The 15,516-nt window shown below is 68.0% G+C and carries 12 protein-coding genes and 1 pseudogene; 7 read left to right on the top strand and 6 right to left on the bottom strand.

Annotated elements, in window-relative coordinates; all coding sequences use genetic code 11:
• Positions 1–225: 225 nt before the first annotated feature.
• Both ACWDAG_RS14840 and ACWDAG_RS14845 read right to left on the bottom strand, forming a co-directional pair.
• Positions 226–1,164, bottom strand: coding sequence for an AbiTii domain-containing protein (locus ACWDAG_RS14840; RefSeq protein WP_450695995.1), 939 nt, complete (start codon positions 1,162–1,164; stop codon positions 226–228).
• A gap of 444 nt (positions 1,165–1,608) precedes the next feature.
• Positions 1,609–2,599 (bottom strand): annotated as a pseudogene (locus tag ACWDAG_RS14845) (tyrosine-type recombinase/integrase); the annotation flags it as partial.
• Between the two features lie 1,267 nt (positions 2,600–3,866).
• Between ACWDAG_RS14845 and ACWDAG_RS14850 the strand changes: the two are divergent.
• On the top strand, positions 3,867–4,244 hold the full coding sequence (locus tag ACWDAG_RS14850) for a winged helix-turn-helix domain-containing protein (protein ID WP_450695996.1): 378 nt from the start codon (positions 3,867–3,869) through the stop codon (positions 4,242–4,244).
• Between the two features lie 1,253 nt (positions 4,245–5,497).
• Here ACWDAG_RS14850 and ACWDAG_RS14855 read toward each other — a convergent pair.
• The 4 genes from ACWDAG_RS14855 to ACWDAG_RS14870 all read right to left on the bottom strand — a co-directional run bounded on the left by ACWDAG_RS14855 (position 5,498) and on the right by ACWDAG_RS14870 (position 10,934).
• Positions 5,498–6,160, bottom strand: a complete 663-nt coding sequence (locus tag ACWDAG_RS14855; RefSeq protein ID WP_450695997.1) for a class I SAM-dependent methyltransferase — start codon at positions 6,158–6,160, stop codon at positions 5,498–5,500.
• A 187-nt stretch (positions 6,161–6,347) separates the two neighbouring features.
• Entirely contained in the window at positions 6,348–7,745 is a 1,398-nt protein-coding gene (locus tag ACWDAG_RS14860; protein WP_450695998.1) for an MFS transporter, read from the bottom strand.
• Positions 7,746–7,758: 13 nt separating this feature from the next.
• A complete protein-coding gene (locus ACWDAG_RS14865; protein ID WP_450695999.1) occupies positions 7,759–9,618 on the bottom strand; it encodes a glycoside hydrolase family 15 protein in 1,860 nt (619 codons plus the stop codon).
• A 269-nt stretch (positions 9,619–9,887) separates the two neighbouring features.
• Positions 9,888–10,934: a cation diffusion facilitator family transporter gene (locus ACWDAG_RS14870; RefSeq protein ID WP_450696000.1), complete on the bottom strand. Its 1,047-nt coding sequence runs from the start codon at positions 10,932–10,934 to the stop codon at positions 9,888–9,890.
• Between the two features lie 213 nt (positions 10,935–11,147).
• Here ACWDAG_RS14870 and ACWDAG_RS14875 point away from each other — a divergent pair, with 213 nt between their 5' ends.
• The 6 genes from ACWDAG_RS14875 to ACWDAG_RS14900 all read left to right on the top strand — a co-directional run bounded on the left by ACWDAG_RS14875 (position 11,148) and on the right by ACWDAG_RS14900 (position 15,482).
• The gene (locus tag ACWDAG_RS14875) at positions 11,148–11,609 is read left to right on the top strand and encodes a DUF6174 domain-containing protein (RefSeq protein WP_450696001.1); all 462 of its coding nucleotides are present in this window, start codon (positions 11,148–11,150) and stop codon (positions 11,607–11,609) included.
• Between the two features lie 173 nt (positions 11,610–11,782).
• Entirely contained in the window at positions 11,783–12,313 is a 531-nt protein-coding gene (locus ACWDAG_RS14880) for a hypothetical protein (RefSeq protein ID WP_450696002.1), read from the top strand.
• 240 nt (positions 12,314–12,553) lie between these two features.
• Positions 12,554–13,243 carry a HemK2/MTQ2 family protein methyltransferase gene (locus ACWDAG_RS14885; RefSeq protein ID WP_450696003.1) on the top strand — a complete coding sequence of 230 codons (690 nt, stop codon included), beginning with the start codon at positions 12,554–12,556 and terminating at the stop codon, positions 13,241–13,243.
• Complete coding sequence (locus ACWDAG_RS14890; RefSeq protein WP_450696004.1) at positions 13,227–13,448, top strand: CDGSH iron-sulfur domain-containing protein; 222 nt, start codon at positions 13,227–13,229, stop codon at positions 13,446–13,448. Before ACWDAG_RS14885 ends, ACWDAG_RS14890 begins: the two co-directional genes overlap by 17 nt.
• Entirely contained in the window at positions 13,445–14,500 is a 1,056-nt protein-coding gene (locus tag ACWDAG_RS14895; protein WP_450696005.1) for an iron-containing redox enzyme family protein, read from the top strand. Before ACWDAG_RS14890 ends, ACWDAG_RS14895 begins: the two co-directional genes overlap by 4 nt.
• Entirely contained in the window at positions 14,454–15,482 is a 1,029-nt protein-coding gene (locus ACWDAG_RS14900) for a Ppx/GppA phosphatase family protein (RefSeq protein WP_450696006.1), read from the top strand. Before ACWDAG_RS14895 ends, ACWDAG_RS14900 begins: the two co-directional genes overlap by 47 nt.
• The last annotated feature ends 34 nt before the right edge of the window (positions 15,483–15,516 follow it).

Here is a 15,516-nt window from a genome sequence, read left to right on the forward strand (position 1 = left end):
GGTGTAGGGAGTTCATCCACGTTCACGCGAGTGGAGACCAACTCCGGGTTCCCGGCCCGCCTTCCGGCTCAGTCGCGGGGTGCCGCACCTCGCCTCCGGGCTGACGCCTCGACAGGCGAATCCAGGTCGTGAAGTCGCCGCAGCAGCACCCCCATTTCCGCCGTACTGGCCGTAAGTGTCGCCGTCGGCGAGCCCTTCCCAGCCGCCATCACGCCTGGTTCGATGCTATCCCTGCGAGGCCACCGGATCCGGAAGAGAGACAATCTCGCCGAGCAGCACGTACGAGGAAAGAAAGAGGTACATGGCCTCCGACGCTGCCACATCGGAATGAACGCCGGTTGAAACGCGCCCATAAATGTCACTCACTGCCCTTTTTAGTCGATCGCCGCGACTTTTACGGTCAGTGTGGTCATCGATATGCGCCTTAATCCGATTCAGCCGCTGCTGATCACCAAGCTTGATCGTGTTTCCCTGACCATCCGTCCGCGTCTGATCTGTGGCAGGGAAGACGGCATCCGCTACGGCATCAATAAGGCGGCGCACGCTGTTCATTGCGCCCGCGATCGACTCCGGGTCTCCAGCTCTGATATTAGTATAGGCAGAATCAATCTTCCGCAAGGCCTCTCCCGGGACACCGGCGAGGACCCTGTCGATATTTGACTTCGCAACATCAAAGAGTTCGCCCTGATGAGTCGAAAAGCGAAGCAAGTAAAAGTGCTTGCTCACGAAAGAGTGAAGTACGCCCTTCACGGCCGAGAGGATAGCCTGATGCTCCAGGACCGTGTTCCTGACACCGGCAATATGAGTCCGCGTCTCACGAACAGCGATTACCCCATAATCACCCGAGCCACTGGGGAGCTTCATATTTTTTAGCTCCTCCTCAAGCGTGCTCACGTAAACGGAAAGACGCGCGGCGCCGACGTAATCGGCTTCATTTTTGTTGGACCTGCGCCCAGTGAGCAACCAATACTTTCCATTGAAAGCACTCGCTGGGTAACCGTTCAATTCAAACGAAACCCATTCAGCGAATTCGTCGTCATAAGTCAGACGCGCCAACCTGGCACCTTTGAGGAGGAGCGCATCCAAAGGTAGGCGGCTTAGCTCAATATCGGCTAGCAGCTCATCGGCCAATTCCAAAGCATGCGAATGCTCTTCCGGCGTCATATCAGCCTCCTACTTGTGTCAAACCTGCACAGTCCACGAATTCATCAACCGTCGCACCTCCGCCGCCGAAGGGAAGGCAGCCGTGCTCAGGGGCGGCCCAGTTCGCCATGACTCTGTTCCCTCAGGCGTCCGACGGCTGAACCTATTCCTCCGTCTCGGGCAACGCCACTCGTTGTCCAGGTCTTTGTCCAGTACACCGACGGCCGCGCTCGTTCGCAGCCGTACGCGGACCCCGCCTGACCTGCCCATTGAACCCCTCCGAACCGCCCTGAACGGCCGCGCGGACAGTTGGAAAGCGTGTTGGGGGCAACCCCTCACGAGTTCGAATCTCGTATCCTCCGCCAGTGCCTCACCGGGCACGATGTCGAAGGGCCCCACCGTTCGCGGTGGGGCCCTTCGACGTTGTCCGTGTTGTCCGTCTCGGTTTCCCGTCTCAGTTGGGCTTCAGCTGGTCTTCGGCGGCTCCCAGAGAGCGTCGCCTACTTGCCGGGCGACCTTCCGCAGGAGCGTTCCGGTGACGTGCATGTAGCGGGCGCGCATGCGGGCCGCTCCCCCGGGCTCCCAGCCCATGATCGCGTCGACCACGACGTCCGGGACGCCGAGGATCAGGAGGACGGTCGCGGCGGTGTGGCGAGCCTCGTGGAGACGGCCGTCTCGTACGCCCGCGCCCCTCAGGAGCCGCTTCCAGGTGTGGAAGTCGGTGTTCGGGCTGTGGGACCCGCCGGTCGGGGAGGCGAAGACGTATCCCTTTCCCTTGTCCTGCCAGTCGGTACCGGCGGCGGTCCGTTCCCTCTCCTGCTCCTCCTGGTGCTGGCGAAGCAGCTTGATCAGCGGGTCGAGCAAGCCGATCGTGCGACGTCCGGCACCGGGACTTGGTGGACTTGCGCTCACGGCGGGTCTGCTGCTTCTGGGGGCAGTAGCCGGCCTTCCGGCCGCACGGATTGTCTCCGCGGCCGTCGGCGTATTTGGGACGGAGCCGGTTCTTGCGGATGCGGGCATACCCGGCGCCCAGGTCGACGTCTTCCCAGTGGAGTCCGAGTGCTTCACCTTGGCGCAGGCCGAGGGCCAGGGCGACGACCCGGCGAGCGCTGTTGCGTAGCTTGGCCGCCTCCACGAGGAGGCTCTGTACCTCCTCGACGGTGAACGGCTCGATGTCCTCTTCTTCGAGCCGCGGAGCCTTGGCGATCTCGGCCACGTTGGTGACCACGTGCCCACGCCGGTTGGCCTCACCGAGGACGACGCGGATCGTGTGGTGGGCGTGGTGAGCGGTGCCGGGGGCGCTCCCCGAGTCCTGCATCTTCCGATAGAAGCGCTCCAGGTGCTCGGGCTCCAACTTGTCGAGCTTGTGAGCGTCCGGGCCGGGCACGAGGTGTACGCGTACGTCGACCTCGTAGCCGTCGTACGTGTTCTCGGAGACGTAGGGCTTGGCGATGTTCACACGGGCCAGCGCCCGAGGAGAGCCACCAGCCCAGGAGACCTCAGCGACCACCACGTCCAGCTCGGATCGAGATGGCAGGCACACGGAGGACACGCTCTAAACGAACCTGCGAGTCCTCGGGTCCACCTTCCCAAGAGTGCACACCCAGAACATCATGTCGATCATCCCAAAGGCCATGCGCAGCGTTAGCCGCACCAGAGAGATCGCAAGCCCAATCACGTCAGCTTCCTTCCAGCAGCGCCAGCACTTTCGGAGCCGGAATCAGAGATGATTGATAGGTCACTTCTACCTCACTGGTAGTAGCTCGACATCCACCTCATAAGGATTGTCTCGTACAGTTCGCGTGACCGCGACCGTGCACTCCTTCATTTCGCCACTTCCCGGATTAATGCGTTTCACGACGACAATGCACGCCTTTTGATCACCAAGATGGTGCGTCACCCTGTAGCCATGGGGCTTACTATCTGTGTTAGCTATCGGAATGCTGCACGTTGCCCGAATCGGCTTATCCAGTGGCCTCTGGTACTCATCTTCTGCATACACAGTCTGGCACCGAATTAACTGGCCGTTCAATACGTCAGACCCGGTGTATGACGAGGGTGAAGGTGAAGAGGATGGCGAAGGCGAAGGTGCGCGCTCAGGGCGCATGGGTAGTCCCAGCACAGCGTCTCGGCACCCTCTCCGCCACGCCCCGTTGTCTCCCGTACTGTCCCCCGGTGGGAGTCTACGCTCGGTTGAAAAGTAGTAGTCTCTAGCCTTTCCGCACTCCCTTCCCGCAGCATTCTCTTGGCCGGCCAGGACATGACGGGCGTATCCCTTTTCTATGGCGTCTTGCGCAAAGTTCCACGCCTGCTCATAGGCCTTCGTTAGTGCATTAGGAGTGTACTTTGCCGGGGGATGAGCCGGCGCATCGTCTGGCTTTGACGTCTGGCAGCCAGCGCTGACCAATAAAGCAAAGAGTGTTCCGGCGATGACGATCTTCAGCCTCCCCTCCGACCCATTGCGAAGCGCAGGCATCACTTACCTCTCCAATCTCCCTCTACTGTGGCACCCATACGCGACGTGCTCCGTAGGTGTAGTAGTCGCCACCGGCAGGGACTCTGGCCACCTCCGTGGTCAACAGTCATACCGAAGCAACTGCCTTCAGGCGAGTACACCTGTTGCGCCACAGCTCTCGCCGGATACGTGCAGACTTGGTGAAAGAGTGTGAAACTTACAATCTCTCCCGGCTTCGATTGAGGAAACATCATCAACAGTGTTGCCGATGGGTCAACGGGCCTCAGAAGTTGTGTGCCGTCGACGCGTAGGGGGTCACGTGAGCTTGACGCACCAAAGGACGCTTCGGCGTTGGCTACTGATAGTGCTTGCAGAATCTGGAGGCGGGGCAACCAAAAGCAACGCCCTACGAGCCATTCGGGCAAAGTTTGGGCATAAGCTGACTGATGCCGACCAAAATATACAACCATCTAATGGTGAGACAAAGTGGGAAAACCGGACTGCATATGAGCGTGCCAATCTAGTCCGGGAACATCTGATCCGGCCCCGGTCTGAGGTGCCCAAAGGGTGGTGGGAGCTGACTTCGGCCGGACGGGCAGAAGCCCAACGACTCATCGCTACGGGAGCCGAACGACAGCCGTTGTGAGGCCAAAGCTGTCAACGGCGGCAACGATGCCTGGCGAATCCAAGTCCAACTTCGCCGGAGCCGCTCGAGCGTCGGCCTCCGCGTTGAGACGGTCGGGCGACATGTGCCCGTACGGGGGCGAGCTGTCGCCCGGCGCGCTCCAGCCCGCGTGAGTAGCCCTCACGGCAAGTCCCCGCCTGCGCTGCCGCAGACGGACTCCGCCCTGTGCGTTAGTTCCTCCGGCGACGCCCCTGCGCATAGGGGCCGCGGCGATCATGCTCCCGCCATTCCTCCTCATGGGGGTCACGGTCTTCGCCGCCCGCGTTGTCTCCAGGAGTCGAAATGTGTTCCCCCTTGTTGACCTTGGCCAGCAGCGAGGCGAGGGGATCGGGGGGATCGTCGCTGAAGCGATCGGAGCCGCGCTCGGGCGGCGGCCCCGGCTCCGTCTTGTCGTGACGCGACCGTGACGTACCGCTCATGAGTAGCCCCCTCCGAACTCACTGAGATGCACCCGAGACCTTTCCCTGGAAGGCCGCGGGTAACCCGACTTCGACCTTGCCAGTGCTGTGCAGTCTTGCCGGAAGCCGACCGCCATTGGACACACTCCAGACCTCAACGTCCGTCCGTACCTGGAGCTTCTTCGCACAAGATCTACGAGCTGCGTGGCCCGAAGCCGCGGAAGAAGCGTTCTGGCACTGGAAGGCCCTGGCCCACGGCCCTCTCAGACAACTCGCGGACCTACTCGCGGGTCCTGACTGTGGCCGCGTGCGGGATCCGGGCAGGCGAAGGGAATGTGCGTGCGCGCGTGCCAGTGCAGGCAGGCGGCTTCGAGGGCTGAGCGGGCCTGGCCGCGTTCGTTGAGGGCGTGGAGTGTCTCGGCTCGTTGGTGGTCGAGTCCGGAGCGGGTGTACGAGGTGAAGCAGCCGGACGGGTCTGCGGCCCGGTCGTTCGGCGGCCGACAGGTCCGCCAGGGCTTATGTGGGTTCCGTTCGACGGCGCGGGTCAGGACTCGCCGTGCGAGGAGGACGCGGCGGGGCGGGGGTGGACGAGCCGGGGGCGCCACGCCCTGCCCGAGCGGCCGATCACCCGGTGTCAGACGCTGTACCGCAGGCACACATGCGGGCGACGGCGGCGATCTCGATCCGGTGGTTCCCAGTGAAGTCGCCCTTCATGGCCACCTCACATCGCCCGGACTTCACCAGTCACCCACCAGCTGCAGCCAGTTGGAACGGATTCGCTGAAGGCGCTGTGCTGCGTGTTCGGGGCGGTGTTCTTCAGGGACGGGTCTGGGTGACGCGCCACAGGCGGCGGGGCAGCTCGCCCTCCTCGAAGGCGTGGACCTCATGGAGGGTCCAGCCGTCAGCGAGGGAGTCGACGAGGGCACGGGTGAAGAAGTGCACGGCGAAGCCGGCGTGCTCGTAGATGTCGTCGCCGTGCGGGGTTCCGGCGCCGTAATGGGCATCGCCGGTGTGGCGGACGGTGTAGATGAATGCGCCACCCGGACGGAGCACGCGCCGGACGTCGTGGACCAGGTTGTGGATCTCCTGGGTGGACAGGGCCATGCACAGCAGCATGTGGGCGAACACGGCGTCCGTGGCGGCGTCGGGCAGCGGCAGCGGCTCGCGCACGTCGTGAACGGCGGTGGTCACACGATCGGCGAGGCCCCGGGACTGTGCGGCGTCCTTCAGCTGTTCGAGGCCGACGGCGCTGAAGTCGGTCGCCTGGACGGTGAACCCCTCGCGGGCGAAGTACAGGGTGTCGCGGCCGTGGCCGGCACCGAGTTCCAGCAGGTCCTTGGCGCCTTTGGTGCGGAAGACCTCCGCGGCGTGGACCGCGGGCGCGGAGGGTTGTCGGCCGTACATGCCGGGATGGGCGACGTAGGTGCGCTGCCAGTGGCTTTGCTGGGCGTCGGCGAGATTGTTGTTGTCGTGCTGCATGGCTTCTCCCGCCGGGTCTACTGGGTGAGGTTCGTCGAGTGTCGTCGGTCTTTTCACGCGAAGCGGGCCGGCACGGCGCCGAGGTCGGCGCGTTCGTGCTGTTGACCGGACTGGGAGAACGCCCCCGGCAACCTGCGTGCCGAACCCCAGGCCGAGCCGCAGGACCGCGTCGTGTGTGAGCGGTCCGCTAAGCAGGCGAATCGGTGACTGTGGCGTTTCGGGGAAGGAGGGCTGCGGCAGTGAGGCCGAGGAGGCCTGTGGCTGCGAGGGTGATCATCGCGGCGGCATAGGCGTGTTTGGTCAGTTCGGCGACGAGGATGGTTCCGGCGATGGCCGTGCCGAGCGAGGACCCGAGGTTGGAGATGCTGCGGGAGAGGCCGGAGATCTCACCCTGCTGCTGTTCGGGGAAGCTGGACTGGACGATATTGACCGACGGGGTCAGCATCAGGCCGAGCCCGAGTCCGATCAGGAGCAGTCCCGGTGCGAACGCCCAGGCCTTCGGGGAGCCGGCAACCAGGGCGAGCAGGACGCCGATGCCCGCGGTGGTGAGGGTGAAGCCCGCCATGATGAGGGTGCGTTGGCTGCGTCGTCTGGCGAGACGTTCGGCGGCCAGGGACGAGGCGAGTAGGCCCAGAGTGGCGGCGGTGAAGATGACGCCGGTCTGGATCGCGTCGTAGCCGCGGACGACCTGGAGGTAGGCGGCCACCACGAAGGACGTTCCCATGAGCACCAGCCACTGGATGTTCTGGGTGATCAGGCCGAGGTTGGAGGTGCGGTCGCGGAACAGTGACAGGGACAGGAGAGGTTCCTCGCCGGCCTGTTCCTTGGCCTGTGCCGACCGGAGGAACCACACGAGGAAGAGCGCGCCGGCCAGGAGCAGGCCGGTCATCAGCCAGAGGTTGTCGTCGGCCGCCAGGATGCCCATCACCAGGAGAATGAGGCCGGTCGCGGACAGCACCGCGCCCTGGGTGTCGAAGGGGCGGTCGGGGTCCGGTGGCAGGGGGTCCTGGATGCGGCGGCTGAGCAGGATGATGACGGCGATCACCAGGGCCTGGAAGACGAAGGCGAACCGCCAGCTCAGACCCGAGGTGATGAGCCCGCCGATCAGCGGTCCGGCGGCGGCGCCGATACCGCCGAGCGCCATGATGACGCCGAAGGCACGGGCACGTGAGGTGATGTCGGTGAACAGGATCGTGGTGAGGATGTAGACGGGCGGGATGAGCAGGGCGGTGCCGACCCCTTCGAGGATCGAGTTGCCGAGGATGAGCACGCCCAGGCCCGGGGAGACCGCGCTGAGCAGGGCGCCGACGCCGTAGACGACGAGCCCGGCCACGAAGCAGCGTTTGCGGCCGTAGCGGTCGGTCACCTTGCCGCCGGGGATCATCAGGGCCGCCATGACCAGCAGGAAGATCGTGATCGCGACCTGTACGCCCTGCACGGTCGTGTCGAGGTCCTCGCTGATGTCGTTGATCATCACGTTCATGTTGGAGCCCGCGAAGCTGCAGATGAACTGGGCGAGGGCGAGTGGCAGGAGCACTCCCCGGCGTGTGTCGGCGGGAGGGGCGTGCACGTCGGCCCGCGTCATCGGTGCCGGCCCTTCAGACCGCCGACCAGGGCGATTCGGGGTGCGGCCGGTTCGTCGGGGTGTCGAGTTGTTCGTCCAGTGCCATGGCGGCGGTGACCAGGGCGAGGTGGGTGAACGCCTGGGGGAAGTTGCCGAGTTGCTCGCCGGAAGGGCCGATCTCCTCGGCGAAGAGGCCGACGTGGTTGGCGTAGGTGAGCATCTTGTCGAAGGCGTAGCGCGCCTGGGTCAGCCGGCCGGCGCGGGCGAGCGCTTCGACGTAGAGGAAGCTGCACAGGTTGAAGGTGCCTTCGGAGCCGCGCAGTCCGTCCGGGGATGCTTCGGGGTTGTAGCGGTAGACGAGGCTGTCGCTGACCAGTTCCCGGTCCATGGCGTCCAGGGTGCTCAGCCACGCCGGATCGCGCGGTGAGAGGAAGCCGACCCGCGGCATGAGCAGGAGCGACGCGTCCAGGACCTCGGAGTCGTAGTGCTGTACGAATGCTTCTCGTTTCGGGCTCCAGCCGCGTTCGACGATCTGGTCCAGGACGGTGTCGCGGGTCCGCGCCCACCGGGTGGTGTCGGCCGGCCGGGCGTGCTGGGTCGCCACCCGGACGCCCCGGTCGAAGGCGACCCAGGTCATCAGACGGCTGTAGGTGAAGTCCTTGCGGCCGCCCCGGGTCTCCCAGATGCCCTCGTCGGGCCGGTCCCAGGTATCGGCCAGCCAGTCCAGCATGCCCGCGAAGGCACGCCAGCCCTGCAGGCCCCCGACTTCACCGGCCGCGGCCAGGGCGTCGGCCGCTTCACCGTAGATGTCCAGCTGGATCTGGTCGGCCGCCCCGTTGCCGATCCGTACCGGCGCCGAGCCCCGGTAGCCCTCCAGGTGATCGAGGATCTCCTCCGACAGACTGGGGTCGCCGTCGACCCGGTACATGATCTGGAGGGGCTCGCCCGATTTGGTGCGCCCGGCCGCGATACGGTCGCGCAGCCAGTCGCGGAAGGCCTGCGCCTCCTCGGTGAAGCCGAGATCGCTCAACGTCCGCACGGACAGCGAGGCGTCACGGATCCATGTGTAGCGGTAGTCCCAGTTGCGCTCACCCCCGATCTGCTCCGGCAGGCCCGCGGTGGCGGCGGCGATCGGTGCACCGGTCGGGGCATAGGTGAGCAGTTTGAGGGTGATGGCCGCCCGGTTGACCATGTCCCGCCAGCGGCCCCGGTAGGTGGAGGAGCGCAGCCAGCCCAGCCAGAAGGACCGGCAGGCGTCGAACTCGGCGCGGACGGACTCCCGTGACAGCGGGGGCGGAGCGGCGCCGCCTCCCGACACACTGGTGAGCACGACGGCGGCGACCTCCCCGGCTCCCAGGGTGAAGCGGGCGGTGATGTCACCGGCGTCGTCATGGAACACGACGGGTCGGCTCGCCTGCAGATGCAGATCCAGGTCGGGGCCGTGGAAGACCACCGAGTCACTGTCGGTGTGCTCCAGGGTGTGGGCCGCCCGTCCGTAGTCGAAGCGGGGCCGGCACACCAAGGTGAAGGGCAGACTGCCACGCACCACCCGCACCACCCTGACCAGGCGGTGCCGGTCGGTCGGCGCCGAGGCGGGGAGCGGCTCCATGAAGTCGGCCACTTCGCCCACCCCGCCGGCCGCCATGAACCGGGTGACCAGCACCGCGGTGTCCGACAGATAGAGCTGCCGGACCGTGGCTTCGGCAGCACCGGGAAGATCCGCGCCGAGCCGGCAGAAACCTCCCCGCTCGTCGTCGAGCAGGGAGGCGAAGATGCTGGGTGAGTCGAAGCGTGGCGTGCACCACCAGTCGACCGATCCCTCGGAGGACACCAGCGCGGCGGTCTGAAGATCACCGACCATGCCGTGATCGGCTATCGGCGGGTAACGGTTCACCGGTACGTCTCCTTCGCCAAGGCCCGACACACCTGGGCCCCGCTCAAGCGGGCGACCGCTCGGCTGTCGGCGCACTCATCTGCGCACCACCCTGTGATCCCGTGCAACCGCTACCGGACCAGCTCTGCTGCGGTTGGAGCGCACCGCAGGGCTTTCCTCCAGCGTGCGCCCGTTCAGGTCGGGGCGCATTCCCGGCCCGAGACCGCGGGCTGCCGTGGGTCAGGCCCGGCGGCGGCCTCGACCGCCTCTCCCCGCGGAACCGCGAAGAATCAGTGCTCGTGCGGTCCGGGCCGGTGGACGGGGCCGTGGGCGTCGTCGCAGTGTTCTGCGGGTTCTGCGGGTTCTCCGGCGTGGGCGGTGATCTGCAGGAGTTCCTCGGCTTCGGCGTCCTCGCCGAGGTGGTCGACCTGGAGGGTGGCGTGGCCGATGCCGTGGGTTTCGCGCAGGAGGTGCTGCAGTCCGCGGCGGACGGCGTGGCAGTCGCCGCCCGGCTCGACCAGGACGTGGGCGGAGAGGGCGGGCTGGCCGGAGGTGATCGTCCACACGTGCAGGTCGTGGATCTCCACGACGGACGGCTGGGCGGCCAGTTCGTCTCCGATGGCGTCGGGGTCCAGGCCGGCGGGGGCGGCTTCCAGGAAGATCCGGCCGGATTCGCGGACCAGCCCGATGCCGGCCTTGAGCATGAGGACGACCACGACGAGGGAGGCGATGGCGTCGGCGCGGGCGAAGCCGGTGAGCAGGACGATCAGGCCGGCGACGGCGGTGCCGATGAAGGCGTACAGGTCGTTGAGGATGTGCTGGAAGGCGCCCTCGACGTTGAGAGAGGTGCGGTTGGCCTTCGACAGACACCAGGCGGCGGCGACGTTGACCACGATCCCGGCCAGCGCGGTGGCCAGGACCAGGCCGCCCTCGACGTTCGGCGGGCTGATCAGCCGGCGCACGCCCTCGTACGCCAGCCAGGTCGCGAGCAGCAGCAGGGTCAGGCCGTTGGCCTGTGCGGAGAGGATCTCGGCGCGCTTGAGGCCGTAGGTGAAACCGCCGCGGGCGGGCCGGGCCGCGAGCCGCATCGCGACGAGGGCCAGCACGATCGAGGCCGCGTCGGTCAGCATGTGCGCCGCGTCCGAGATCAGGGCCAGTGAGCTCGCGACGACGCCGATGACGACCTCGACCGCCATGAACGCGGTGATCAGGGTGAGCGCGATGGTCAGCCAACGGCGGTCGGCGTCCGCCGAGACCCCGTGGGAGTGACCGGCGTGACCGCCCCCGCCGTGATCGTGTCCCGAGCCATGCTCGTGGTCGTGGCCGTGATCGCTCATGCTGACGTCTTCCCCCTTGTGACGGGTGCCGTGTCCGCAGTGAAACGCATGCGTACGCGAATCACCAAAGGCTGCATCGGTGACCGTTGTCATGCCCGTTAACATGCCGCTGACCTGTGGAAATATCTTCGGCGCGCGAGCTGCTCGCGAGTTCGTCCGAACGTCGGCGGGCGGAGCCGCGTCGTAGCGGTAGCCGTCCTCGAAGGAGCCGTCATGGCCGCCGTACGCTCTCCCGCCCGGGCCCTCTCCGTCACCGCGCTGGCCGGGGCCGTGCTGTGCGCGACCGCCGCATGCGGTTCCGGTGGGCCGAAGAGCCACACCGCTCCCGCCACGACGACCTGGCGGGAGCCCGTCTCGTACACGTACACGCTGACCTCCACCACCCAGGTCCTGGCCGGGACCTTCCGGGTCGAGGTCCGCGACGGCAAGGTGACGGAGGCGGACGGCGTCGACGAGGACAGCCGACGACAGGTGCGGGAACTGCCCGGTGAAATCCCCACGATCGGCGAGCTGTTGAAGAGGCTGGCCAAGGCCCGCAGCGACGACGCGCACACCGCTAAGGCGGAGTACGCGGCCGACGGGCACCCCCTGCGGATCACCCTGGACCGGGACGAGAACGCCATCGACGACGAAGCCCTGTACGTGATCAGCGCCTACGAGCCGGCAGCCTCCTGACGCACCTCACCGGGCCCGTGCCGCAGTCGGCACATCGCCCCTCGGCCGTGGGCCACGAGGTCACAACGAGGGCGCAACGTGTAGGTGGCAGCGCTCCTGCTCGACGGGCGACGTCCTTAGCATCCTTGGGTGTGAGGGGACCTGACAGCGGGCCCCGGGGGCAGGGGGGCTCCATGCGGACGACCGTTCCACCGCCGGCGTTCCGCCGCGTCGTCGGCCTCGTCACGGCCGGCCTGGCCCTGACCGCGACAGCAGGGTGCACGGTTCCCATCGATGCCGTCGCCGGCATCTCCGTGACCGAGGACGGCCGTCTGCTCGGCGTCATGATGGTCTGCGGGCATCAGATCGACGGCGCGACCCTCTACGTGGGCAGCGACGATGTCGACGACGAGCGGACCGTCGGCTCATGGACCGCCGACCGGCCCCTCAAGGCCGGCATCACCACATGGCCCCTCGATGCTCCTGCCGCGGGCTGGACCACGACCACAGCGCTCACTCGGCTCGACGCCAGGACCACGTACGTCCTTTACGGCTGGACGAAGGACAACTCGTGGTCGTCCGGCAGTGTCTCTTTCGCCCTGACCGATCGGACCCGGCTCACCCCGGGCAAGGTCCTCTACGACGACTTCTCCGCCGACGGCGACGAATCCACGGCCATCGCCTCCCTGGCGGAGTTCAAGGCCGCGGCCTGCAAGGACGTCTAGTGGGCCACCACCGCTGCAGACCGCGGTCAGGCGTACGCCGACGAAGGGGAGACCGGTGGCGGCCGGTCTCCCCTCGCGTTCAGGACGTTGAGCACCCTTCAGCGCATTCGGCGCAGGCGCAGGGCCTCGCGGATCGTGGTGCCTTCGGCGCCGGTCGTTACTTCTGTCGCCAAGGGGTACCCGTGGGACGCTGCCGGTTCGTCCCGGTGGCACTCGTCCTCGGTGGAAGGCTCCGGGCTGATGGAGACACCGCTGACCACCAGCCGCCCGATCGTCGCCGCCCCGCCCCGTTGCTGGGTCCCGCGGGGTGTCTATCCCCCGCAGACCGACACCCGGCTGCTGCGGCGGGCGATGTGCCGCGAGGCGATCACGGAACATACGGATGTGCTGGACCTGGGCACCGGGAGCGGAGCGCTCGCGGTGGAGGCGGCGCGGCTCGGCGGCCGGGTCACCGCGGTCGACATCTCCTGGCGGGCGGTTGCGGCCACCTGGTTCAACGCCCTGCTGAACGGCCAGACCCTGCGGGTGCGCCACGGCGACCTGGCCTCGGCCGTGCCCGGCCGCCGCTTCGACCTCGTGGTCGCCAACCCGCCCTATGTGCCCGCCCAGGACGAGGGTCCGCCCGTGGGTGCCGCCCGGGCCTGGGACGCGGGTCCGGACGGCCGGCTGCTGATCGACCGCATCTGCGACACCGCGTCGGCGTTCCTGCGGCCGACGGGCGCACTGCTGATCGTGCACTCGCATCTGTGCGGCATCGACGCCACGCTGGCCCGGCTCGCGGACGCCGGTCTCTGTGCCGAGGTCGTGGACCGGACCCGGCTCCCGTTCGGCCGCGTGCTGCGTTCACGGCTCGGCTGGCTGCGCGATCGGGGCCTGACGGCCGGCGGTACGACGGAGGAGCTGGTGGTGATCCGTGCCGAACACACCTGAGCGGCCCCGCCGGGTGCGCGTCCAGCGCGACGGGCCCCTGCTCATCGAGGGGCCGGTCGAAGTGGTGGACGAGAACGGCGAGGTGACGGTCTCCCGGCGCTTCACCGTGGCCGTCTGCACCTGCCGCCGCAGCCGTACGTTCCCCTGGTGCGACACCAGCCACCGCCGCCGCGGCCGGCGCCCCTGCGAAGGCGGGCCCGAATGAGCCCCGCCCGCCCCCGGGAGCAGTCGCGGCACCGGCCACCGCCCCTGCCCGAACCGCGGGGCCCGCTCTCCGCCGCCGTGCTGGACCGGCTGCGCGGGTCGGCCTCCGGGAGCATCCCGCCCCCGGCGCGCTGCGCGCCGTACGGCGAGGACCTGCAGCTCGCCCTCTACGTCCTCTACGAGCTGCACTACGAGGGCTTCCGGGGCGTGCCCGACGGGTTCGAGTGGGACAGCGGTCTGCTGGCCTGCCGCGGTGCGATCGAGGACCGCTTCCTGGGCGCCCTGCGCGCGGACGTGCCGGTGGACGGCACCGACACGGCCCGACAGGCGCTGGACGAACTGCAGGTCGAGCCGGTGGACGGCGCGGGCAGCGTCTCGCACTTCCTGCGGGACGAGGGCGATCTCGACCGGCTGCGGGACTATGCGGCCCTGCGCTCGCTCTACCACCTCAAGGAAGCGGATCCGCACGCGTGGGTCATCCCCCGGCTGCACGGGCGGGCCAAGGCGGCGATGGTCGCGGTCGAGTTCGACGAGTTCGGCGCGGGCCGCGCGGACGAGATCCATGCGCAGCTGTACGCCGACCTCATGGCGGACCTGGGGCTGGAGACGGCGTACGGGCACTATGTCGACGCCGCCCCCGCCGAGGTGCTCGCCACCGTCAATCTGATGTCCCTGTTCGGTCTGCACCGGGCGCTGCGCGGCGCGCTCGTCGGGCACTTCGCCGCCGTGGAGGTGACCTCGTCCCCGGCCTCCCGCCGCCTCGCCGAAGCGATGCGCCGGGCCGGGGCCGGACCGGCGGCCGTGCGGTTCTACACCGAGCACGTCGAGGCCGACGCCGTGCATGAACAGGTCGTACGGCATGACGTCGTCGGCGGCCTGCTGGAGAGCGAACCGGGCCTGGAGGGCGATGTCGTCTTCGGGATCCGTACGACCGGCCACCTGGAGGACGCCCTGGCGGCCAGGCTGCTGGCGGACTGGCGCCGCCGGGACGGGGTACCCCGGGTCCATGAGACTGAGCGTGCTGGACGTCGGTTCGAACACGGTCCGGCTTGAGGTGAGCGACGCGGAGGCGGGAGTGCCGCTCCCGGTGCACACCGCGAAGTGGAAACTGCGCCTGTCCGAGCAGGTGGAGGACGACGGCCGGCTCGGAGAGCCCGGCACCGAGCGGCTGCTCACGGCCTTGAGTTCGGCCGCGGAGTTGGCCGACCGGTGGGACGCGCAGGAGCCCCTGGTGTTCGCCACCTCCGTGGTGCGCGACGCGCCCGACCGGGCGGACGTCCTGCGGGCGGTGCACGACCGGACCGGGCTGAGCCTGCGGGTTCTGCCGGGAGACGTGGAGGCCCGGCTGACGTATCTGGGCGCCCGGTGCTGGATGGGCTGGCGCTCGGGCCCGCTCACCCTCTTCGACATCGGCGGCGGCTCCCTGGAGGTCGCCTTCGGCCTGGGCAGGATGCCGGAGTTCGCGGTCTCCCTGCCGTTGGGCGCCAACCGTCTCACCAAGGAGTTCCTGCACGCGGCGGACCCCCCGGGGAGCTCCGAGACCACTGCCCTGCGCCGCCGGGCGCGCCATCAGCTGCGTGACGCCTCCGCCCGTATCCGCTGGGAGCATCCCCGGACCGCCGTCGCCACCTCACGTACGTTCCAGCAGCTGGCGCGGCTGTGCGGGGCCGCGCCGGGGCGCCGCGGCCCGTTCGCCGAGCGCGTCCTGCACCGCAGCGACCTGCGCCGCGCGATCGGTCGGCTGGCCGCGCTGCCCGCCGGCCGGCGGGCCGAACTGCCCGGCATCTCGAAGGCCCGGGCCCGGCAGAGCCTGGCGGGGGCGATCGTCGGCCACACCGTGATGAAGCTCAGCGGTGTGAAGACCGTCGTCATCTGCCCCTGGGCCCTGCGTGAGGGCATCCTGCTGCGCTACCTGGAGGACGGGCCCGAGTGGTGGTCCGACATGGACGGCCAGGACGAGACGGCCCGCCCCCTGGACGGGGTGGCCGTGGCCACCCACCCCCTGCGGGTGGCCCGCTCTTCGTCAAGGCCCTGATCACGACGGACAGTCGGCGATCACGACGGACAGT

Source organism: Streptomyces sp. NPDC001157 (assembly GCF_053598255.1).